This window comes from Pseudomonas mucidolens (genome assembly GCF_900106045.1).
GTDB classification, from domain to species: Bacteria; Pseudomonadota; Gammaproteobacteria; order Pseudomonadales; family Pseudomonadaceae; genus Aquipseudomonas; species Aquipseudomonas mucidolens.
Genome location: NZ_LT629802.1, coordinates 60,502 through 82,429 on the forward strand (window position 1 = coordinate 60,502; position 21,928 = coordinate 82,429).

The 21,928-nt window shown below is 61.0% G+C and carries 16 protein-coding genes; 6 read left to right on the top strand and 10 right to left on the bottom strand.

Annotated elements, in window-relative coordinates:
- Window positions 1-27: 27 nt before the first annotated feature.
- Together BLU75_RS00325 and cra are read right to left on the bottom strand one after the other, a co-directional pair.
- Window positions 28-804: a TatD family hydrolase gene (locus tag BLU75_RS00325; protein ID WP_084376513.1), complete on the bottom strand. Its 777-nt coding sequence runs from the start codon at window positions 802-804 to the stop codon at window positions 28-30.
- A gap of 2 nt (window positions 805-806) precedes the next feature.
- Complete coding sequence (cra, locus tag BLU75_RS00330) at window positions 807-1,802, bottom strand: catabolite repressor/activator (RefSeq protein ID WP_084376367.1); 996 nt, start codon at window positions 1,800-1,802, stop codon at window positions 807-809.
- A 294-nt stretch (window positions 1,803-2,096) separates the two neighbouring features.
- On the opposite strand from cra, the gene ptsP reads away from it, so the two are divergent.
- From ptsP to BLU75_RS00350, 4 genes are all read left to right on the top strand, one after another.
- Entirely contained in the window at window positions 2,097-4,955 is a 2,859-nt protein-coding gene (gene ptsP, locus BLU75_RS00335; protein ID WP_090221340.1) for a phosphoenolpyruvate--protein phosphotransferase, read from the top strand.
- Entirely contained in the window at window positions 4,956-5,897 is a 942-nt protein-coding gene (pfkB, locus tag BLU75_RS00340) for a 1-phosphofructokinase (RefSeq protein WP_084376365.1), read from the top strand. It abuts the gene before it with no gap.
- 11 nt (window positions 5,898-5,908) lie between these two features.
- The gene (locus BLU75_RS00345; protein WP_084376364.1) at window positions 5,909-7,627 is read left to right on the top strand and encodes a fructose-specific PTS transporter subunit EIIC; all 1,719 of its coding nucleotides are present in this window, start codon (window positions 5,909-5,911) and stop codon (window positions 7,625-7,627) included.
- 66 nt (window positions 7,628-7,693) lie between these two features.
- Entirely contained in the window at window positions 7,694-9,235 is a 1,542-nt protein-coding gene (locus BLU75_RS00350; RefSeq protein ID WP_084376363.1) for an alkaline phosphatase D family protein, read from the top strand.
- Here BLU75_RS00350 and BLU75_RS00355 read toward each other — a convergent pair.
- The 3 genes from BLU75_RS00355 to BLU75_RS00365 form a co-directional block, all read right to left on the bottom strand.
- A complete protein-coding gene (locus BLU75_RS00355) occupies window positions 9,177-9,581 on the bottom strand; it encodes an endonuclease domain-containing protein (RefSeq protein WP_084376362.1) in 405 nt (134 codons plus the stop codon). The two genes, BLU75_RS00350 and BLU75_RS00355, sit on opposite strands and share 59 nt — an antisense overlap.
- A 366-nt stretch (window positions 9,582-9,947) precedes the next feature.
- The gene (locus tag BLU75_RS00360) at window positions 9,948-12,473 is read right to left on the bottom strand and encodes a PepSY domain-containing protein (RefSeq protein WP_084376361.1); all 2,526 of its coding nucleotides are present in this window, start codon (window positions 12,471-12,473) and stop codon (window positions 9,948-9,950) included.
- A 135-nt stretch (window positions 12,474-12,608) separates the two neighbouring features.
- A complete protein-coding gene (locus BLU75_RS00365; protein ID WP_084376360.1) occupies window positions 12,609-14,891 on the bottom strand; it encodes a TonB-dependent receptor in 2,283 nt (760 codons plus the stop codon).
- 217 nt (window positions 14,892-15,108) lie between these two features.
- Here BLU75_RS00365 and BLU75_RS00370 point away from each other — a divergent pair, with 217 nt between their 5' ends.
- Complete coding sequence (locus BLU75_RS00370; protein ID WP_084376359.1) at window positions 15,109-15,789, top strand: Fe2+-dependent dioxygenase; 681 nt, start codon at window positions 15,109-15,111, stop codon at window positions 15,787-15,789.
- A gap of 2 nt (window positions 15,790-15,791) precedes the next feature.
- Complete coding sequence (locus tag BLU75_RS00375; protein WP_084376358.1) at window positions 15,792-16,547, top strand: tetratricopeptide repeat protein; 756 nt, start codon at window positions 15,792-15,794, stop codon at window positions 16,545-16,547.
- A 129-nt stretch (window positions 16,548-16,676) separates the two neighbouring features.
- Here the strand turns inward: BLU75_RS00375 and BLU75_RS00380 are convergent, their stop codons facing one another.
- From BLU75_RS00380 to BLU75_RS00400, 5 genes are all read right to left on the bottom strand, one after another.
- Window positions 16,677-17,840, bottom strand: coding sequence for a type III PLP-dependent enzyme (locus BLU75_RS00380; protein ID WP_084376357.1), 1,164 nt, complete (start codon window positions 17,838-17,840; stop codon window positions 16,677-16,679).
- A gap of 441 nt (window positions 17,841-18,281) precedes the next feature.
- Entirely contained in the window at window positions 18,282-19,439 is a 1,158-nt protein-coding gene (locus tag BLU75_RS00385; protein ID WP_084376356.1) for an osmoprotectant ABC transporter ATP-binding protein OsmV, read from the bottom strand.
- Window positions 19,436-20,089 (bottom strand): ABC transporter permease, encoded by a 654-nt coding sequence (locus tag BLU75_RS00390; RefSeq protein WP_084376355.1) that lies wholly within the window; start codon window positions 20,087-20,089, stop codon window positions 19,436-19,438. The genes BLU75_RS00385 and BLU75_RS00390 overlap by 4 nt, the downstream gene beginning before the upstream one ends.
- 14 nt (window positions 20,090-20,103) lie before the next feature.
- Entirely contained in the window at window positions 20,104-20,997 is an 894-nt protein-coding gene (locus BLU75_RS00395; RefSeq protein ID WP_084376354.1) for a glycine betaine ABC transporter substrate-binding protein, read from the bottom strand.
- A gap of 20 nt (window positions 20,998-21,017) precedes the next feature.
- A complete protein-coding gene (locus BLU75_RS00400) occupies window positions 21,018-21,767 on the bottom strand; it encodes an ABC transporter permease (protein WP_373863630.1) in 750 nt (249 codons plus the stop codon).
- Window positions 21,768-21,928 lie beyond the last annotated feature (161 nt).

Below are 21,928 nucleotides of genomic sequence, written 5' to 3' on the forward strand. Positions count from 1 at the left end.
GGGCTTGGTTCCCGCCTTGCAGGCCCGTTACCAATTGAACACTTCGCAGGCATTGCGGGTGCTCGCTTCGGCCAACACTGAAGGGCTGATGGCCATCCGCTCGGCCAGGGCGTGGCAGATGTCCGGCAGGTGAGCGGGGCTGTTGCGCTGGCCGGGGTGCATGGCGGGCGCCATGTCCGGCGCGTCAGTTTCCAGCACCACCGACTCCAGCGGCAGTTGGGCAATGACCTTGTGCATGCGCAAGGCCTGAGGCCAGGTCGCGGCGCCACCCAGGCCCAATTTGAAACCGAGCTTGATGTATTCGCGGGCTTCTTCCTGGCTGCCTGCGAAGGCATGGACGATGCCGCCCCGTGGTAGGCGGATACGCTTGAGGGTGGCAATCGTCGCGGCATGGCTGCGCCGTACATGCAGCAAGGCCGGCAGTTGGAAGTCCACGGCCAGTTGCAGTTGGGCTTCGAATAGCGCTTGCTGGCGTTCGCGGTCCAGTTGTTCGAGGAAATAGTCCAGGCCGATCTCGCCCACCGCGCACAGTTGTCGATGGCCTCTGAGACGGGTCAGCCAGTCACCTAGCTCGGTGATATCCGCGCGACTGTGCTCCTCCAGGTACACCGGGTGCAAGCCGAACGCCGCGTATAAGTCCGCGTCCTGTTGCACCAGGTCCCACAGCCGTTGCCAGTTGCGTTGATAGACCCCCAACACCACCATTCGCCGCACGCCCAGTTGGCGACTGCGGCTGAGGACATCGTGTCGGTCAGCGTCGAAGTCCTCGAAGTCGAGGTGCGTGTGGCTGTCGACCAGGTCCACCATCAGGCCTCGTGGATTCGCTGTTTGAACGTCCGGCCAATGGCGTGGACGCCCGGTTGGTACTGCTGCTCTTCAATCGCGGCGAGCGCCAGGCGCAAGGCGGTATCGGCGATCAACGAATGTTGTTGGGCCATGGCGTTGACCGGCAGCGGCAGGAAGTCCAGCAACTGGGTGTCACCAAAGGTGCCCAGGCGCAGTGTCCGGGACTTGAGCGGAAAATCATGCAAGGCGTCAAACACCCCTTGCAGCAGGACATAGGAGGTTGTCACCAGCGCTTCTGGCAAATGGCCGAGGCGCTGCAGCAATTCCTCCATCAGTTGACGGCCACACTCCCGGCTGAAGGCTTCGCCGTGTTCGATCAGCGCTTCACCCTCGAAGTCTTTGAGCGCTTGCTTGAAGCCGGCGGCGCGCTCCTGGCTGATGCTCAGCTCCGGATGGGCGCCGATCAGCACAATCTGTCGCGGCCGCGGCTGCAGCAGGCTGCTGGTCAATAGCTGGCAGGCCTGGCGGTCATCACTGACCACCGAGCAAAACTGCGTAGACTCCATGACCCGGTCGATGGCAATCACCGGCAGGCCTTTGGCTTGCAGCTCACGATAACTGTCATCGCTGGCGGGCAGGCAACTGGCAACGAATAACGCATCACAGCGCCTGGCGCGGAACAGCTGCAGCAACTGGCGCTCGCTGTCGGCGTCGTCGTCGGAGCTGGCGATCAGTAGTTGATAGTCACGCGCCCGTGCGCCTTGCTCCAGCAGCTTGGCGATCCGTGCGTAACTGGGGTTTTCCAGGTCCGGCAGGATAAAGCCCAAGGTGCGTGTGTGTCGGCTGCGCAGCCCGGCGGCCTGAGGATTGGGGGTGAAGCCATGTTCCTCGACCACCGCACGCACTCGTGCAACGGTCGCGCTACTGATCCGTTGTTGTGCGGCCTTGCCGTTGATGACGTAGCTGGCGGTGGTGACTGAGACGCCGGCCAGACGAGCGATATCACTGAGTTTCAAACCGGGAATTCCTTGTTTTTTGGAGCTTGCCCCGACATTTTGACCAATCGTAACCGATTACTGCAGGCGACTAATGTCGCACGACAAGCGCCGAGCGGTGCTTCAAGGATGCAGAATTAACAAGTAATCTGCCATAAATTCTAGATTAAACGTTTCAGCAAGGGTATTTTTACGATGTTCGCTACAGAGTGATCACTGCCATCTGACCGCTCAGTCAGTCGTTATTGAACCCGTTTACCCTGTTTTATTCAAAACAATACCTAGTGCGCGCGTCGCACTAACTAGGAGAAAGGCATGCTCGAGCTCACCATAGAGCAGATATCCATGGGCCAGACGGCTGTGGATAAATCTGCTGCCTTGCAACTGCTGGCTGACAATCTGGTTGCCGACGGCCTGGTTGCCGAAGGTTATCTGAAAGGCTTGCAAGCCCGTGAAGCCCAGGGCTCGACCTTTCTTGGCCAAGGTATTGCGATTCCCCACGGTACCCCGGAAACCCGCGACCAGGTATTCACCACCGGGGTACGTTTACTGCAATTCCCCGACGGTGTGGACTGGGGCGATGGCCAGATCGTCTATCTGGCGATTGGCATTGCCGCCAAATCCGATGAGCACCTGCGCCTGCTGCAACTGTTGACCCGCGCCCTTGGCGAGACCGATCTGGGTCAGGCGCTGTCTCGCGCCAGCTCGGCCGAAGCGCTGCTCAAACTGCTGCAAGGCGCGCCGCAAGAGCTGGCGCTGGATGCACAAATGATTGGCCTGGGCGTCTCGGCGGATGATTTCGAAGAGCTGGTCTGGCGCGGCGCGCGGTTGTTACGCCAGGCCGACTGCGTGAGCAATGGCTTTGCCGCCGTGTTGCAACAGGTCGACGCCTTGCCGCTGGGGGATGGTCTGTGGTGGCTGCACAGCGAGCAAACGGTCAAACGTCCGGGACTCGCCTTCGTCACCCCGGATAAACCCATGCGTTATCTGGGGCAGCCGTTGAACGGCCTGTTCTGCCTGGCCAGCCTTGGCGAAGCCCACCAAGCGTTGCTCGAACGCTTGTGTGCGTTGCTGATTGAAGGGCGGGGTCAGGAACTGGGGCGCGCCACCAGCAGCCGCGCCGTCCTGGAAGTGCTTGGCGGCGAATTGCCCGCCGATTGGCCGAACGCGCGCATCGCCCTGGCCAATGCCCACGGCTTGCATGCGCGTCCGGCGAAGATCCTCGCGCAATTGGCGAAGAACTTTGAGGGTGACATCCGTGTACGCATTGTCGACGGGCCGGGTGCTGCGGTATCGGTGAAAAGCTTGAGCAAGTTGCTCAGCCTCGGCGCCCGTCGCGGCCAGGTGTTGGAGTTTGTCGCTGAACCCGGAATCGCTGCCGATGCCTTGCCGGCTTTGTTGGCGGCGGTAGAGGCAGGCCCGGGGGAAGAAGTCGAGCCGTTGCCGGCGGTCAGCCGCGTGGTTGAAGTGCTCGAGGTCGAGCCGCTGATCAGCGCGCCGGCGTCCGGCAGCCTGATCCAGGCCATCGCCGCTGCCCCCGGCATCGCTATCGGCCCGGCGCATATTCAGGTGTTGCAGCCGTTCGAGTATCCACTACGCGGCGAGTCGGCCGGGGTTGAACGCGAGCGCCTGCAGGCTGCGCTGGCCGAGGTGCGCCGCGATATCCAGGGCCTGATCGAGCGCAGTAGCGCCAAGGCCATCCGTGAAATTTTCATCACGCATCAGGAAATGCTCGACGACCCGGAGTTGACCGACGACGTTGACACGCGTCTCAAGCAGGGCGAAAGCGCCGAAGCGGCCTGGATGAGTGTGATCGAGGCTGCCGCCAAACAGCAGGAGTCCTTGCAGGATGCCTTGCTTGCCGAACGCGCCGCCGATCTGCGGGACATTGGCCGCCGGGTGCTGGCGCAGTTATGTGGTGTCGACACGCCGCAAGAACCGGATGAACCCTACATTTTGGTGATGGATGAAGTCGGTCCCTCGGACGTCGCCCGTCTGGACCCGGCGCGGGTCGCCGGGATTCTCACCGCGCGCGGCGGCGCCACCGCCCACAGCGCCATTGTCGCCCGCGCCCTGGGCATCCCGGCACTGGTAGGCGCGGGCGTCGCAGTGTTGCTGCTGGCACCGGGCACGCCGTTGTTGCTGGATGGCCAACGTGGCCGCCTGCATGTGGATGCCGATGGCGGCACCTTGCAGCGCGCCAGCGAAGAGCGCGACAGCCGCGAGCAACGCCTCGAAGCCGCCGCCGCCCAGCGCCATGAGCCGGCCCTGACCCGCGACGGGCATGCCGTCGAAGTGTTTGCCAATATTGGCGAGAGCGCAGGTGTCGCCGCAGCGGTGGAGCAGGGCGCCGAAGGCATTGGCTTGCTGCGCACCGAACTGATTTTCATGGCCCATCCACAAGTCCCCGACGAGGCCACCCAGGAAGCCGAATACCGCCGGGTGCTTGACGGCTTGGGCGGTCGACCGTTGGTGGTGCGAACCCTGGACGTTGGTGGCGACAAACCGTTGCCTTACTGGCCGATTGCCAAGGAAGAAAACCCGTTTCTCGGCGTGCGCGGCATTCGCCTGACCCTGCAACGCCCGCACATCATGGAAGCGCAACTGCGTGCCTTGTTGCGCTCGGCGGACAACCGCCCACTGCGCATCATGTTTCCCATGGTCAGCAGCGTCGATGAATGGCGCCAGGCCCGCGAAATGACCGAGCGGCTACGCCAGGAAATTCCGGTCGCGGACCTGCAACTGGGGATCATGATCGAAGTGCCTTCGGCGGCGTTGTTGGCGCCGGTACTGGCCAGGGAAGTGGACTTTTTCAGCGTCGGCACCAACGACCTGACCCAGTACACCCTGGCCATCGACCGTGGCCATCCGACCTTGTCGGCCCAGGCCGACGGTCTGCACCCGGCGGTCTTGCAGTTGATCGACATCACCGTGCGCGCCGCGCATGCCCATGGCAAATGGGTTGGGGTGTGCGGTGAATTGGCGGCGGACCCGCTGGCCGTGCCGGTCTTGGTGGGCCTGGGCGTGGATGAGTTGAGCGTGTCGGCCCGCAGTATTCCTGAAGTGAAGGCGCGGGTCCGTGAATTCAGTCTGAGCGAGGCCCGGGGCCTGGCGCAAAAAGCCCTGATGGTGGGTTCTCCCGCCGAAGTGCGAGCTCTTGTGGAGGCCGTGTAAATGGCAAGGATTTTAAGCCTGACGCTGAACCCGGCGTTGGACCTGACCGTACGTCTGACGCGTCTGGAGCCGGGCGTGGTCAATCGCAGTGAAACCATGCTCACTCACGCCGCCGGCAAGGGCATGAATGTGGCCCAGGTGCTGGCCGACCTCGGGCATCAGGTGACCGTGAGCGGCTTTCTCGGGCAAGACAATCCCCAGGCGTTCGAGGACTTGATCGCCCTTCGTGGTTTTATCGATGCGTTTGTCCGCGTGCCGGGTGAAACCCGCAGCAATATCAAGATTGCCGAGCAGGATGGCCGGGTGACTGACGTCAACGCGCCGGGCCCGCTGGTCAGCGCGCAGGCCCAGCAGGCGTTGCTCGATGAGTTGGAGCGGATTGCGCCGGGGCATGACGCAGTGGTGGTCGCCGGCAGCCTGCCTCGCGGTGTCAGTTCGCAGTGGTTGCTCACGTTGTTGCTGCAATTGAAGGACCTGGGTTTGAAAGTTGCGCTGGACACCAGCGGAGATGCCCTGCGTGCCGGTCTGGCGGCCGGGCCGTGGTTGATCAAACCCAATACCGCCGAATTGGCCGAGGCCCTGGATTGCCCGACCGACACCGTCGAGCAACAGGCGCTGGCCGCTGAGCGCTTGCACCGACAAGGTGTCGAGCATGTGGTGATTTCCCATGGTGCTGAAGGTGTCAATTGGTTCAGTCCTGGCACTGCGCTGCACGCGACGCCGCCGCAGGTCAGCGTGGCCAGCACGGTTGGCGCGGGTGATTCGTTGCTGGCCGGGATGCTTCACGGTTTGCTTGAGTCGGATCAGCCCGAAAAGACCCTGGGGCGTGCCACGGCGATTGCCGCCATGGCCGTGACGCAGATCGGTTTTGGCATCAGCGATGACGCGCAGTTGGCGCGCCTCGAAAGCGGCGTTGTTGTGCGCACGCTGACAGAACAATAAGAGGGTTTGTGATGAATTTAGCGATTGTTACCGCCCGTCCTAACGGCATGGTCACCAGTGTGCTGTGCGCCCGCTTGTTGGACGCCGCCGCGCAGCGCCAGGGTTGGAGCACCAGTGTCGAGGTGGTGGACGTCCAGCACCCGGAGCGTGAGTTGTCGCAGGCCACGATTGATGCCGCCGAATGGGTCTTGCTGGTCAGCAGCACGCCGGTGGATATGCAGCGTTTTGTCGGCAAGCGAGTCTTCCTGAGCACCCCGGCGCAGGCGCTGCAGGATGTTGAAGCGGTGCTGCGTCGAGGCGCTGATGAAGCGCAAGTCTACGTTGCTTCCCAGGCGCCGCAAACTGTGCGCAATGCTCCCCGCATCGTGGCAATCACCGCCTGTCCGACAGGCGTGGCGCACACCTTCATGGCCGCCGAGGCCTTGCAACAAACCGCCAAACGCCTGGGTTATGACTTGCAGGTGGAAACCCAGGGCTCCGTAGGCGCCCGCACGCCCTTGAGTCCGCAGGCCATTCGCGATGCCGACGTGGTGCTGCTGGCGGCGGATATCGATGTGGCCACCGAGCGGTTTGCCGGCAAGAAAATCTACCGCTGCGGCACCGGTGTCGCGCTCAAGCAATCGGAGGCGATCCTCAACAAAGCCCTCGCCGAGGGTGCGCAGGAAAGCGCGGCCAGCGGCGCGCCGGCCAAATCCGAGAAGACTGGCGTCTACAAGCATCTGCTGACCGGCGTGTCGTACATGTTGCCGATGGTGGTGGCCGGTGGTCTGTTGATCGCCCTGTCGTTTGTCTTCGGCATTCATGCTTTTGAAGAGCCAGGCACTTTGGCGGCGGCGTTGAAAAGCGTCGGCGACCAGGCCTTCATGTTGATGGTGCCGTTGCTGGCGGGGTATATCGCCTATTCGATTGCCGACCGTCCCGGCCTGGCGCCCGGCATGATTGGTGGCCTGCTGGCCAGCACCTTGGGTGCGGGGTTTATCGGCGGGATCCTCGCCGGTTTCCTGGCTGGCTACTGCGTGAAACTGATCACCCGCGCGGTTCGTTTGCCGCAGAGTCTGGAAGCGCTCAAGCCAATCCTGATCATCCCGTTGCTGGCGAGCTTGTTCACCGGTCTGGCAATGATTTATCTGGTGGGGCCGCCGGTGGCGAAGATGCTCGTCGGCCTGACGGATTTCCTCGGCAACATGGGCACGGCCAATGCGGTGCTGTTGGGTATCCTGTTGGGCGGAATGATGTGCGTCGACCTGGGTGGGCCGATCAACAAGGCGGCCTATGCGTTTTCCGTGGGCTTGCTGGCGGCCCAGAGTGGCGCGCCGATGGCTGCCACCATGGCCGCCGGCATGGTGCCGCCGATTGGCATGGGCATCGCCACCTTTCTGGCACGGCGCAAGTTTGCCCAGACCGAACGTGAAGCCGGCAAGGCTGCGCTTATCCTGGGCATGTGCTTTATCTCCGAAGGGGCGATTCCGTTTGCCGCCAAGGACCCGTTGCGGGTGATCCCGGCAAGCATTGCCGGGGGCGCGCTCACCGGGGCGTTGTCGATGTATTTCGGCTGCAAGCTAATGGCACCCCACGGCGGCTTGTTTGTGATGTTGATCCCGAATGCGATCAATCATGCGCTGTTGTATTTGCTGGCGATTGTCGCCGGCAGCCTGTTGACCGGGTTGGTGTATGCCTTGATCAAACGTCCTGAAGCGGTAGAGCTGGGCATCGCCCCGGCCAGCGCCTGAACGCTGTCACATCCGCTTCATCGGTGCATGCTTAAGTTTCTCTTTTGATCCATTGAGGGAAACTGCATGAGCCACTTTGATCTCGGCCGCCGCCGCGTAATGCAAGTCGTCGGCGCCGGCCTGTTGCTGCCAGGCCTGGCACCGGCGGTGATTGCCTCGGTCAAGGATCGGCCGCAACTCACCGACGGTGTGCAGTCGGGCGACTTGCTGGGGGATCGGGCGATGATCTGGAGCCGCAGCGACCGCCCGGCACGCATGGTCGTGGAGTGGGACACGCGCAGTGTATTCAGCAACCCGCGCAAGGCAGTTTCGCCCCTGGCAGACAGCCGCAGCGACTTCACCGCCCGCGTCGAACTGAGCGGATTACCCGCCGGTCAGGCGATTTTCTACCGCGTGTATTTCGAAGACGCCCAGACCGGCGTGGCCAGCGAACCCTGGTTCGGCCACCTGCGCAGCGTGCCGCAACAGCGTCGCGATATCCGTTTTGTCTGGAGCGGTGACACCGTCGGCCAAGGTTTCGGTATCAACCCGGACATCGGTGGCATGCGCATCTACGAAGCCATGCGCCTGCGCCTGCCGGACTTTTTTATCCACAGTGGCGACACCATCTACGCCGACGGCCCGGTGCCGGCCGAACTGCCCACCGAAGGCGGGCGCATCTGGCGCAACCTCACCACCGAAGCCAAAAGCAAGGTCGCCGAAACCCTGGATGAATACCGTGGCAACTACCGCTACAACCTGATGGACGACAATCTCCGGCGTTTCAACGCCGAAGTGCCGCAGATCTGGCAATGGGACGATCATGAAGTAGTGAATAACTGGTCGCCCGGCAAGCAACTGGATGAGCGTTACCAGACCAAGGACATCAACACTTTGGTTGGCTGCGCGCGCCAGGCCTGGCTGGAATACGCGCCGATGCGTTTGCAGAGCGCCGACCAGGGCGGGCGCATTTATCGCAAGCTCAGTTATGGGCCGCTGCTGGACGTGTTCGTGCTCGACATGCGCAGCTACCGCACAGCCAACGACGATAATCTTGGCGACGCCAGACCCTTCCTGGGACGCGCGCAACTGGACTGGCTCAAGCTCGAACTCAAGGCCTCCAAAGCCCAGTGGAAGGTGATCGCCGCCGACATGCCGATCGGCCTGGGTGTACCCGATGGCGAAGTCAGCCCCGGCGTGCCGCGCTGGGAAGCGGTCGCCAATGGGGATCCGGGACCGGCCCAGGGCCGCGAGCTGGAAATCGCCGAATTGCTGGGGTTCTTGAGGGCGCAGCAAGTGCGTAACTATGTGTGGTTGACCGCTGACGTGCATTATTGCGCCGCGCATCACTACCACCCTGAGCGTGCGGCGTTTCAAGACTTTGAACCGTTCTGGGAGTTCGTCGCCGGGCCGTTGAACGCCGGCAGCTTTGGGCCTAATCCGCTGGATAAAACCTTCGGTCCGCAGGTGGTATTCGAGAAAGCCCCGCCGGCGCAAAACACCTCGCCGTTTGCCGGGTTTCAGTTCTTCGGTGAAGTGCAGATCGACGGGCAGACGGCGGAGTTGACGGTTATTTTGCGCGATCTGGATGGGGTGTCGGTGTTTGAGCAGAAGCTGCAGCCGGTGTGACGGTGTGCAGGATCTGTTCGAGGACGGCGTTCATTTGCTGGAGGATTTCCAGATTGCTGAAGCGCAGTAACTGGATGCCTTGCTGGTTCAGGTAGTGGGTCCGGCGTTGGTCATAAGTGATGTGCAGTGGATCGTAATGCTGACCGCCGTCCAGTTCTATCGCGAGTTTTTTCTCGACGCAGTAGAAATCGAGAATGTAAGGCGGGCAGGGCACCTGCCGGCGAAACTTGAGATTGGCGATTTGGCGGGAACGCAACGGTTGCCAGAGACGTTGTTCACAGTCGGTCTGATGGGTGCGCAGGTGTTTGGCGAACTGGCGTTGGCTGGGAGTGGGGCGAGTGGGCATGCTTCACGGTCCTTGTGAAGTGTGGGGAGGTTTGAGTGTAGTCCGGGATCGCGGAGCTGACCTCAAATCGCCCCTCACCCCAACCCTCTTCCCAGAGGGGAGAGGGGGCCGATTGGGGGATGTTTGAAACATGCATCGACCTGAACGTACTGCGCTGAATCCTTAACCGTCTCGGTCTGTCAGCTCGCGAAATTTCTCAGCACACCTCGAAAGGTGTAAACGATGTCCCCGGTCTCAATAGTAAGGGGATGTTTGCAGGCGGTGTTGAATCCATAATCGACTCGAACTTTCAGGTCGCGAAATTTCTTCGCACACTTCGCTCAGTTCCCTCGCCCCTTGGGGAGAGGGTTAGGGTGAGGGGCGCGGTCAGTACACATCCCGCCGATAGCGTCCTTGCTCAATCAGTCGCTCCACGGCCTCGCTGCCCAGAATATCCACAAGGGCCTGGTCCACCCCACTCGCCATCCCCTGCAAACTCCCGCAGACATAGATCGCCGCGCCTTCCGCCAGCCATTTGCGCAGCACTTCGGCAGACTCACGCAAACGATCCTGAACGTAAATCTTCTCCTGTTGATCGCGGCTGAACGCCAGGTCCAGCAACGCGAGGTCACCGCTGGACAGCCAGCCTTGCAGTTGATCCTGGCAGAGGTAGTCATGGGCGATGTTACGTTCGCCGAACAACAGCCAGTTACGCTGCTGGCCGTCGGCGATCCGTGCCTTGAGCAGGCTGCGCAAGCCGGCAAGGCCGGTGCCGTTGCCGAGCAAAATCAATGGCACAGGCTCAGCGGGCAGGTGGAAACCGCTATTACGCCGAAGCTTCAGGCTGATCGCTGAACCCACGGGTGCCTGTTCGGTGAGCCAGCCCGAGGCCAGGCCCAGGCTGCCGTCGGCATGACGCTCCTGGCGCACGATCAGTTCCAACACGCCATCGCTGGCAATCGAAGCAATGGAGTATTCGCGCATGCCCAACGGCACCAGCGCATCCACCAGCGCCTGGGCGTGCAGGCCGACCAAATGCGCACGGTTGCTTGGCAACTGGCGGCTGGCCAGGGCGTGTTCGAGGCTCTGGGCCAGGCCATCGACCACCACGGTGTCACTGTCGGCGATGCCCAGACCTGCGAGAAAACGCTCGATGGCCTGGGAACAATTACGCGGCAATACTTCCACCAGGTCTCCTGCCTGCCAGTCCCGCGGGCCTGGTGGAGTGAGCCCGAGCAGGTAAGCACCCGAGCCACTGCTGTCGGGGTTGAGCAAGGTACGTTGGCTCAACGTCCAGCTTTCGTAACGGGCGCCGGCCCATGCCGGCGTCGGCGCATGGCCGGTGATTTGGCTCACTTGTTGTTGCCAGTGCAGCAGGGCATTTTGATCCCCGCTGTCGACTTCAATCGGCGCGAACAGCGCGTTGCTGCCTTGATTGATCAGCCAGAAATGCAGGCGTCGGGCAAAACCGCAGAAGTGCTCATATTGGCGATCCCCCAAGGCCAGCACCGAATAACTCAAGTCTTTGAGCGGCAGGTCGCGGCCCAACATGTTGCGTTCAAACCCGCGAGCATTGTCAGGCGCCTGGCCATCGCCGAAGGTACTGACGACAAACAGTGCATGTGCCGACTGACGCAAGTCATCCTCGCTGACGGAGCCAAGCGATTGCACCTTCACCGGCAGCCCGGCGGCTTGTAATTGCCCGGCGGTTTGCCAGGCCAGTTGCTCGGCAAAGCCGCTTTGGCTGGCGAATCCGATCAACCAGGCCGGCGCACTGCTGTGGCTCTCTGCGAGGCCTTGGCGCGCATCACGAACCTGACGTTTTTTGCGACGGCGATCCAGGTACAGCAACCAGCCGGTAATAAAGAACAGCGGCATGCACAGCGAGGCAAGAGTGACGATGATCCTGCCGGGCAGACCAAAATAGCTGCCGACATGCAGCGCGTAGAGGCTGGTCAGCCACTGCGCCTTGAGGCTTTTTTCGGCGTAGCGCGCATGGCTCTTGACGTCGCCGGTGGCCGGGTCGAGGTTGAGCTGGTTGCGCGCAAGGGCATGGGGCGAGTTCTGCAGCAGATAGTAGACCGTGGCCGGTTGTCCGGCGACGGCTGGCATGCGGATATTGTAGACACTCAAGTCGGGGCCGGCGTTGCTGTAGATGCTGCTCCACATCGCCTCGTAGTTGGCGATGGGCGCGGGGCCCGCAGGTGCCGGACCGCGCTGGCGTACCCGTTCGCTCTGCGGGGCGTCCGACAGCAATCGGGTCAGGCCTTTGCTGTACCACTCGTAGGACCAGGACAGACCGGTGAGTGCGGCCAACAGGTAGAACAACAAACACCAGGTGCCGAACACCGAATGCAGGTCCCAGTTGAAACTGCGGCCTTTTTTGCGCCAGTCCAACGTCAGCCAGGCGCGCCAGCTCGCCACTTGGCGCGGCCAGCGCAGATAAAGACCGGACAGGCAGAAGAAAATCAGGATCAGCGTACAGGCGCCGGTGATTTGTCGGCCGGTTTCGCCCATAGCCAGAAAGCGGTGCAGTCGAAGCAGGAAGCCGAAGACGTCCTGGCCCACGGCGTCACCCATGTAGTCGCCGGTGTACGGATCGAAATAGCGCATCTGACCCCGGCGCTCACCCGGTGGCGGCGTGAAGAATACCCGGGCGGCGTTGCCACTCGCGCTTTCCACCCACAGCATGGACACGGTCTTGCCTTCGGTGGCTTCAAGCTTGCGCACCAACTCGGCGGGCGGCAGTACGCCAGCGGGACGTTTTTCGACGGTCAACACCGTCGGATTGAGTGCCCGCAGGATTTCATCCTGAAACGAGACCGAAGCTCCGGTGATCCCCATCAAGGCCAACACCAGCCCGGCGCTAATGCCGAAAAACCAGTGCAACTGAAATAGGGTTTTCTTCAACACGTCGGAGCGCCTCGCTGATCTGGATGAAATTTCACGGCGCGCATTATGCCGTGAGTTGTCGAGAAACGTTCTTTTTTACACATAGAAGCCCCGGGCATCCGATGCGCGGGGCTTTTGCGTAAAGTGCCTACAGCCTTAGAAGTGGAAGCTGGTGGTCAACAAGGCCGTACGACCCGCTGCCTGGTTGGCGAAGTGCGCCGAGTAGGCTTTGTCGTAGTAGGTTTTGTTGGTCAGGTTCTGCACGTTCAACTGCAGGTCGACGTTCTTGGTCAGCTTGTAGCTGGCCATCGCGTCCCAGCGGGTGTAGGACGGTACATAAACGGTGTTGCCCGCATCTCCGTAGACTTCATCGACATAGAATGCGCCGCCGCCGACGCTCAGCTTCGGAGTCAGGTCGTAGGTGGTCCACAGGCTGAAGGCGTTCTTCGGCGTGTTGGGCATTTGGTTGCCTTTGTTGGAACCGGCGCTGACGACACCGTTGCGGCCATTAAACCCGGGGTTCACCAGTTCGCTCTTCAGATAGGTATAACCGGCGAATACTTGCCACTGATCGGTGAGCTTGCCGCTGGCGGACAGCTCCAGGCCGTCGACACGCGATTCGCCGCCGTTTTCGTAGGTCAGTGCGTCGACCAGAATCCGCGTGTTTTTCTTTTCGGTACGGAACACCGCAGCGGTCAGGGACAGACGGTCGTGGAACAGATCCCACTTGGTGCCCAGTTCGTAGTTGACGGTTTCTTCTGGTTGCAAGTCGCTGGTGGCGGCACCGGCGGAAAGCGGGTTGCCGTCGGCACCTTCACCGACCAGGCCACCGGCCGGGGAGGCTGAGGTGGCGTAGGAAGCATAAATGCTGCCGTTTTCCACAGGCTTCCAGACCAGGCCGGCCTGCCAGTTGAAGAATTGGCTGTCCTCTTTGATCTTGGTTCTGCCGGCGACTGCGTTGGTGTTGGCTTCAGTATCAAAAGTGTCGTAACGCAAGCCCACGTTCAGCAGCCACTGCGGATCCAGCTCGATGGTGTCAAACACATACGCCGCGCGGCTGGTGGCCTTGGTGTTGGTACCGTTGTAATTGCGCGCGACGCTGCCGTTCCAGGCGTCGTCCGGGTTCGGGTTGCTCAACGATGTGCAATTGCCGCCCGAACTGCCCTTGGCGACATTGCAGACAGGGTTGCTATTGGGACTGACGGTGTAGCTACTGACACGGGTTTCTTCACCGGTAAATTCGAGGCCGGTGGAGTAAGTGTGCTTGAAGCCCAGCGCCTGGAAACTGCCGAACAGATCGGTCTGGTTGGTCGTCGTTGTGGTCGTGGACACACGGCTGTTGGCGCGGCGCCAGACGGTACCGAACTTGTTGACGTTGAGTTTGCTGTCATCGGGTTGTGTCATTACGTAATCCTGGCCGGTACTGCCGTGGCGCAGGGTGTTTTTGAGCGTCATGTTGTCGTTCAAGTCGTGCTCGATGGAGAACGTACTGATATCGGCGCGGGTCTTGCGGAAATCACGACTCTTCAGACCGTAGAAATTATTGCTGTCGCCGCCGTCGGTGGGTTTGTCGTGACTGTGGGCGGTAGCGCTGGCAGAGCCATAGCCGTAGGGAATCCCCGAATCCGGCAGGTCGTTGCTTTCCAGGTGGTAGTAGCTGAAATTGACGCGGGTCGGGGTGCCCAGGCCGAATGTCAGCGACGGCGCCACGCCCCAGCGGTCGTAGTTGACCGCGTCACGCCCGGCGACGTTCTGTTCGTGGCTCATCAGGTTCAGGCGGAACGCGGCGCTGTCGAGGAACTGGCGGTTGACGTCGAGCACATAGCGACGGGTCTGGTCGGAGCCGTAGGTAAAGCCGCCGTTGAGGAAGTCACGTGCTTGCGGGGTCTTGCTCACCAGATTGAGGCTGCCGCCGGCCGAGCCACGACCGCCGAACGAAGAGTTTGGGCCTTTGCTGACTTCGATGGACTCGATGTCGAAAATCTCCCGACTCTGGCCGCCGGTGTCCCGTACGCCGTCCAGATAGGTGTCGCCCTGGGCATCAAAACCACGGATGAACGGCCGGTCGCCCTGGGGGTTACCGCCCTCGCCGGCGCCAAAGGTAATGCCCGGCACGGTGCGCAATGCATCTTGCAACGAGGTGGCGGCGGTGTCCTTGAGTACTTGCTGTGGCACCACGGTGACGGAGCGAGGGGTATCGACCAGCGGGGCGGTGTATTTCTGCGAAGAGGCCTTTTCGACCTGATAGGACGTGACGTCCTGTTCCTCGGCGGTAATGCTGGTGGCCCCCAGGGAAATGCTATTGCGCTCGTTTTTCTGATCGGTGTCTTCAGCGGCTTGAGCCAGTTGGGCTGCGGAGCTGGCACTGATTGCCACGCCCATGGCCGAGGCCAGTAAACGTGGTGACGCCGATGCTGTTTTTAGAGTGTGGCGCGACATGAAATTTCCTTTCCCCGAGGTATTAAGGACGCGAAATATATTGTAAACAATTATGCATAGCAATTGAGATGTATTGCTATTTGCACTTAATTTACAAAATTTACACTTTTGCTTTACGGTTTTGCGGCGCTCATGCGTCTCTGCGTCGGATCAGGGTTGTACATGATCAATAAGAATCAATACCATTGACGCCCCTCTGCTCTCAGGTAAAGCCACCATGCTGCTGCATATTCCCGGCCTGTTTTCCCGCGAAGAAGTCTTGCGCATCCGTGAAGCCCTGGAGCAAGCGGAGTGGGCTGACGGAAAAGTCACCGCCGGGCACCAGTCGGCCAAGGCCAAGCACAACCTGCAACTGCCGGAAGGGCATCCATTGGCCAAGGAAATCGGTGCAGCGATGCTTGACCGGTTGTGGAAATGTCCGCAATTCATGTCGGCCGCTTTACCGCATAAAGTCTTTCCACCGCTGCTCAACTGCTACAGCGCCGGTGGCAGTTTCGATTTCCATATCGACAATGCGGTGCGCCAGCCCAAGGGCAGCCCCGAGCGGGTGCGCACTGATCTTTCATCCACGCTGTTTTTCAGTGATCCGGATGACTATGACGGCGGCGAACTGGTGATCCAGGACACCTTCGGCGTACAGCAAGTCAAATTGCCCGCCGGCGACATGGTGTTGTACCCAGGCTCCAGTCTGCACAAAGTCAATGCCGTGACCCGTGGCACGCGATATGCCTCATTCTTCTGGACCCAAAGCCTGGTCCGTGAAGACAGCCAGCGCACGCTGCTGTTTGAAATGGACGGCGCCCTCCAGCAACTGACCCAGGATATGCCGGATCACCCGGCGCTGATCCAGCTCACTGGCACGTATCACAACCTGTTGCGCCGCTGGGTCGAGGTCTGAGCATGGCTTTTCATCTGCGCCGCGAAGAAACCCTCGATGGTGAACAACTGCGGGCCATGCTTGAGGAGTCACCGGCCCGAGCGGCCCAGGCGATCCTGATGGCGGCGAAAGAGGGTGTGCTCGACGCCCAGGCGTTGCTGGGGCAAATCCTCTTGGACGGACGCGGTATCGAGCGCGATCAAACGCTGGCCTTGCGCTGGTTCCGGATCGCCGCGCAGGGCGGGCACCGGATGGCGCGCAATATGTCTGGTCGCTGCCTGGAGCACGGCTGGGGTTGCACCGCCGATGCTTCCGCGGCCGCACAGGAATATCGGCTGGCCGCCGAGGCCGGCCTGGATTGGGGGTTGTATAACTACGCCAACCTGCTGGCAACCGGTCGTGGCGTGGTGCAAGACCAGGCACAAGCGCTGGCGCTGTATCGCCGGGCCGCGCAACTGGGCCACGCCAAGTCGATGAATCTGCTGGGACGCTATTTGGAGCAAGGACTGTTCTGCGTGCAAGACCTGCACGCTGCGCTGGATTGGTATCGCCGTTCAGCAGAGGCGGGGGATTTTCGCGGGCAGTTCAGTTATGCCGCGCTGCTGGCTGAGCAAGGGCAGGTCGAGGCTGCGCTTGAGTGGTTGCGCCAGGCGCTGGAGGGCGGCAATTTGAAGTTCTTGGGGGTCGCGCGACGGGCCTTGCAACAGGCCGGTGACCCGCGGATTCGGGCTATGGCGCAGGTGTACGGGCGGCGTGAAGTGGAGTTGGGGGCGTTGTAGGGGCGAGGTGGATGCCTGGGATTTGCTCGCGGCAGGCCAACGATAACGCGTTCATTCTGAATGAACGCGTTATCGTTGGCGATTTTCGCGAGCAAGCTCGCTCCTACGGGAGCCGGGAGCCGGCTGGGGTTATACGTAGAAGGATTTCAGCGGCGGGAAGCCGTTGAATTCGACTGCGCTGTAGCTGGTGGTGTAGGCGCCGGTGGACAACCAGTACAGACGATCACCGATGGCCAGGTTCAGCGGCAGACCGTACTTGTAGTTTTCGTACATGATGTCGGCGCTGTCACAGGTAGGACCGGCGATGACCACTTCTTCCATCTCGCCTTTCTTCTCGGTCCAGATCGGGAACTTGATGGCTTCGTCCATGGTTTCGATCAGGCCGGAGAACTTGCCCACATCCGTGTACACCCAGCGCTCGACGGCGGTGCGGGATTTACGCGCCACCAGCACCACTTCACTGACCAGGATACCGGCGTTGGCAATCAACGAACGGCCCGGTTCCAGGATGATTTCCGGCAGGTCGTCACCGAAGTCTTCCTTGAGGAAGCGGATGATTTCCTCGGCGTAGGTTTCCAGGGTGTTGGTGCGGGTGATGTAGTTGGCCGGGAAGCCGCCGCCCATGTTGATCAGCTTCAGGTGGATGCCGTCTTCTTCTTTCAGGCGCTCGAAGATCACTTTGACCTTGGCGATGGCGGCGTCCCAGACGCTGATGTCGCGCTGTTGCGAGCCGACGTGGAACGAGATGCCGTAAGGCACCAGGCCCAGGTCGCGGGCCAGGATCAGCAGGTCCATCGCCATGTCGGTCTGGCAACCGAATTTGCGCGACAAAGGCCAGTCAGCCGTGGTCGAGCCTTCGGTGAGGATACGCACGTACACTTTCGAGCCCGGCGCGGCCTTGGCGATGTTGCGCAGGTCGGCTTCGGAGTCGGTGGAGAACAGGCGCACGCCCTTCTCGTAGAAGTAGCGGATGTCCCTGGATTTCTTGATGGTGTTGCCGTAGCTGATACGGTCGGCGCTGACGCCACGCTCCATCACCTTGTCCAACTCGTAGATGGAGGCGATGTCAAAGCTCGAACCTTTGTCTTTCAGCAGGTCAATGATTTCGACGGCCGGATTGGCCTTGACCGCGTAGTACACCTTGGCGAATTCGAAACCGGCGCGCAGGTCATCGTAGGCCTGGCTGATCATCGCGGTGTCGATGACCACGAACGGGGTTTCTTGCTTGTCGGCGAACGCCTTCATTTTGTCAAAGGTGGCGCGCGCGAAATAATCTTCGACGTTGATCGACATGCTGGAGACTCCTAAGGGCAAACTGAAATTAGCAATGGGTGCAAATGAACGTCCTCCGTATCCCCACTTTGGTTCGCCTACTTCCCAAGGCATGTCGCCGAAAGCAAAAAGGCCACGGGATCAAGCTTCCCTTGGCCTTGCTGTCTCGTCGTCAGTACTTGAGCCGGATGGATCGTTTCCAGCATGGACGTTCGGCGCGAACTTTAGGGCTTGATGGGGCTGGGATCAACAAAAAATGTCGCGTTTTTGCACGCGTTCGTCGCGCGGCCCTGTGCAGCTACTTATGTAACCGACCGGTGTGACGGATTGATGTTCCCCGGAATGTGCAATGTAGGAGCGAGCTTACTCGCGAAAAACGCCAGGGCACCGCGTACATTCAGGATGCCAGGGGTATCGTTGACGTTCTTCGCGAGCCAGCTCGCTCCTACAATTTATAGCGGGTCAGGCCAGGGCGGTTTCGGCGGGCGATACGATGCTGGTTTTGCCGCCACGGGACTTACCGGAACTCAGGTACTCGGCAATCGACTCCTGGGTGACTTCCCCGAGGAATACCCGTTCGGCATCCATCACTGGCAGCCACGAGCGGTTGAACTCGTACATCCGTGACAGCAGGATGCGCAAGTGCTCGTCGAACGCTGCGGTGGCATTGAACTCGCGCAGGTATTGGCCGCACGTGCCGGTCTGACGGTGCAAGTCGCGACGTCGTACGTACCCCAGCGCCTTGTTCTCGGCGCAAGTGACCACCACGTAGCGACGGTCATGTTCGTCCATCAATTCCAGGGCGTCGGCCACCGGAGTTTCCGGGCTCACCGAGGGCGCGTTGTCCGCCGCGTCTTCGGCTTTCACCAGCAGCAGGCGCTTGAGGGTGCTGTCCTGCCCGACGAAGTTGCTCACGAACTCGTCGGCAGGGTGCGCCAGCAGCGTGTCCGGGTGATCGATCTGCAACAGTTTGCCGGCGCGGAAGATGGCGATCTTGTCGCCGAGCTTGATCGCCTCGTCAATGTCGTGGCTGACCATGATCACGGTCTTGTTCAAGGCGCGCTGCATTTCGAAGAACTCGTTCTGGATCATCTCGCGGTTGATCGGGTCGACCGCGCCGAACGGCTCGTCCATCAGCAGCAACGGGGCGTCAGCCGCCAGGGCGCGGATCACGCCGATGCGCTGTTGCTGACCGCCGGACAGTTCACGCGGGTAGCGATGCAGATATTGCTTGGGTTCCAGCTTGATCATGCTCATCAACTCGCGGGCGCGGTCGTGGCATTTCTGCTTGTCCCAGCCGAGCAGTTTCGGCACGACCACGATGTTTTCCTCGATGGTCATGTTGGGGAACAGGCCGATCTGCTGGATCACGTAGCCGATGTTGCGACGCAGGGTCACCTCATCCAGGTCGGTGGTGTCTTCGCCGTTGATCAGAATCTTGCCCGAGGTCGGCTTGATCAGGCGGTTGATCATTTTCAGCGTGGTGCTCTTGCCGCAGCCCGACGGGCCGAGGAATACGCAAATCTCGCCTTCGTTGACGGTCAGGCTTACGTCGTTGACGGCAGAAACAGTCTTGCCGTTGCTTTGAAAAGTCTTGGTCAGGTTTTGAAGTTCGATCATTTGAGCAGTCCTTTTGGAGTCAGCGAGCGTTGCAGCCATTGCAGAAGCAGGTCGGCGAAGATGGCCAGGAGACTGACCAGCACGGCGCCGACGATCAGCATCGACATGTCGCTGCGGCTGATGGCGGCCAGAATCAGTACACCCAGGCCGCCAGCGCCGATGGTGGCGGCGATGGTCATTACGCCGATATTCATCACCACGGCGGTGCGCACACCGGCGAGGATCACCGGTACCGCAATCGGTAACTCGACCATGCGCAGGCGCTGGCCGAAGGTCATGCCGATGCCGCGGGCGGCTTCACGAATGCCCGGCTCCACGCCGGTCAGGGCCAGGTAGGTGTTGCGCATGATCGGCAGCAGCGAGTAGAGAAACACCGCGGTGATTGCCGGCAATGGCCCCAGGCCCTGGCCGAACTTGGAATAGAACGGCAGCAGCAGGCCGAACAGGGCGATGGACGGCACCGTCAGCAGCACGGTGGCGCTGGCTTGCAGTGGAGCGGCCAATGTGGGGAAGCGTGTCATCAGCACGCCCAACGGCACGCCAACGACAATCGCGAAGATTACCGCGATGCCTACCAGCGTGATGTGTTGTCCGGTCAGGTGCAGGACCAGGGCCCAATCGAGATGGGAAAAGGCGTTCAGAAATTCCATGTCTTCTCCTCTAATTAGTTGAGCGAATGTTGACGCAGGAAGTCGGCGGCAACCGCGGAAGGGCTTTCATGATCAACGTCGACCCGTGCATTCAACCGGCGCATGGTTTCGTCATCGAACAGTTCCGCCAGGGGTTTGAGCTCGGCCGCCAGTTGCGGATGGGCGTCGAGGTAGGCCTGGCGAATCACCGGGGCGGCGGTGTAGTCCGGGAAGTAGTGCTTGTCGTCTTCCAGCAACTTCAGTTTGAAAGCACTGAGGCGTCCGTCCGTGGTGTACACCAGACCAGCAAACACCTGGCCATTGCGCAGTGCGGTGTAAACCAGGCCAGCGTCCATCTGGCGCGTGTTTTCGCGGGACAGGTTCATGTCGTATAGCTTGACCATGCCGTCCAGGCCGTCGGAGCGGTTGGCGAATTCGGTATCCAGGGCAACCAGGTGGTTCTTTTTGGTGTCCTTGGCCAGCGCTTGGGTCAGGTCGCTGATGGTGTTGATATGCGGGTATTGCTTGGCAACCTTCTCCGGCAAGGCCAGCGCGTAGGTGTTGCTGAAACGCGAAGGCGATAGCCAGGCGAGGCCTTTTTTCGCGTCGAGTTCTTTCACTCGAGCGTAGGACTGTTCGCTGTTGAGCTTCTCATCGATATGGTTGTAAGCCACCAGCGATACGCCGGTGTACTCCCAGAGCAAATCCAGTTGCCCGCTTTCCTGGGCACTGCGCGCCAGGTTGCTGCCCAGGCCGCCGGTGACATGCGGGGCATATCCCTTGGTTCGCAGGTACTGCGCGGTGATTTCGGCCAACAGGGTCTGTTCGGTGAACACCCGGGCGCCGATGCGGATCTGCGGTTTTTCAGCGGCGTGAGCAACACCGGCCAACAGCAGGATGCAGCTCACTATCAAAGTCAGTTTTTTCATGTTGATTCCTTTGCCAAGCCTTAAGACGGACGCAGCCCACGTTCCAGCCAGAGGCGGCTGGCCAGGGTCACCAGACCGTCGAGCAGCAACGCCAGCAACGCGGTGCACGCGGCGCCGAGCAGCAGTTGCGGCTGATTGTTCAGGGCGATGCCGGGGAAAATCAGGCTGCCCAGGCTGTTGGCGCCAATCAGGAACGCCAGCGGTGCGGTACCGACGTTGATCGCCAGCGCCACGCGCACACCGCCGATGATGATCGGCACGGCGTTCGGCAACTCGACGCGAAACAACACCTGGCGCGGGGTCATGCCGATGCCGGTGGCGGCTTCTTTGAGGGAGCCCTGGACGTTTTTCAGGCCTTCGTAGGTATTGCGCACGATGGGCAGCAAGGAGGCGAGGAACAGCGCAAAAATAGCGGGACCGCTGCCGATGCCGAGGACACCGAGGGCGATGGCCAGTACGGCCAGGGGAGGAACGGTATTGCCGATATTGAAGATCTGCATGAAGCGTTCTGCGCGTGCGGCCATATTCGGTCGGCTAAGCAGGATACCGGCGGGAATCCCCACCATCAGCGCAGCGAGCATGGAGACAAGGACGAGAATCAGGTGAGCTTGCAGGTAAAACAACAAATCGTCGCGGTACAGTTCGATCGTGTTGATGCCGATCCAGTGGACCAGCAGGGCCAGAAGGGCGACGACAACCGCTCCCCCTATCAGCCCTTTGCCATAGCGAATAGCCACAGGCGGACTCCTATTTTCAGTCGACGAGCACATTGCCTCGTGGCATGCCATTTCTGGCTGCCGCTGAATGTGGTCGCGAAATGCAGCTCGTCAATACCCGCAAAGCGGCATGAGATCGAGCCATGAGCGCAGCCTCGTCAGGCTAACTTGCTGATTTTTCAGCCCCTGTTACGAGTGCGGTACAAGGGGAGTGG

Coding starts and splice junctions, on each gene's coding strand:
- ptsP (WP_090221340.1), top strand. CDS start 2,097: ATGCTCGAGCTCACCATAGAGCAGATATCCATGGGCCAGACGGCTGTG.
- pfkB (WP_084376365.1), top strand. CDS start 4,956: ATGGCAAGGATTTTAAGCCTGACGCTGAACCCGGCGTTGGACCTGACC.
- BLU75_RS00345 (WP_084376364.1), top strand. CDS start 5,909: ATGAATTTAGCGATTGTTACCGCCCGTCCTAACGGCATGGTCACCAGT.
- BLU75_RS00350 (WP_084376363.1), top strand. CDS start 7,694: ATGAGCCACTTTGATCTCGGCCGCCGCCGCGTAATGCAAGTCGTCGGC.
- BLU75_RS00355 (WP_084376362.1), bottom strand. CDS start 9,581: ATGCCCACTCGCCCCACTCCCAGCCAACGCCAGTTCGCCAAACACCTG.
- BLU75_RS00365 (WP_084376360.1), bottom strand. CDS start 14,891: ATGTCGCGCCACACTCTAAAAACAGCATCGGCGTCACCACGTTTACTG.
- BLU75_RS00370 (WP_084376359.1), top strand. CDS start 15,109: ATGCTGCTGCATATTCCCGGCCTGTTTTCCCGCGAAGAAGTCTTGCGC.
- BLU75_RS00375 (WP_084376358.1), top strand. CDS start 15,792: ATGGCTTTTCATCTGCGCCGCGAAGAAACCCTCGATGGTGAACAACTG.
- BLU75_RS00380 (WP_084376357.1), bottom strand. CDS start 17,840: ATGTCGATCAACGTCGAAGATTATTTCGCGCGCGCCACCTTTGACAAA.
- BLU75_RS00385 (WP_084376356.1), bottom strand. CDS start 19,439: ATGATCGAACTTCAAAACCTGACCAAGACTTTTCAAAGCAACGGCAAG.
- BLU75_RS00390 (WP_084376355.1), bottom strand. CDS start 20,089: ATGGAATTTCTGAACGCCTTTTCCCATCTCGATTGGGCCCTGGTCCTG.
- BLU75_RS00395 (WP_084376354.1), bottom strand. CDS start 20,997: ATGAAAAAACTGACTTTGATAGTGAGCTGCATCCTGCTGTTGGCCGGT.
- BLU75_RS00400 (WP_373863630.1), bottom strand. CDS start 21,767: ATGTGCTCGTCGACTGAAAATAGGAGTCCGCCTGTGGCTATTCGCTAT.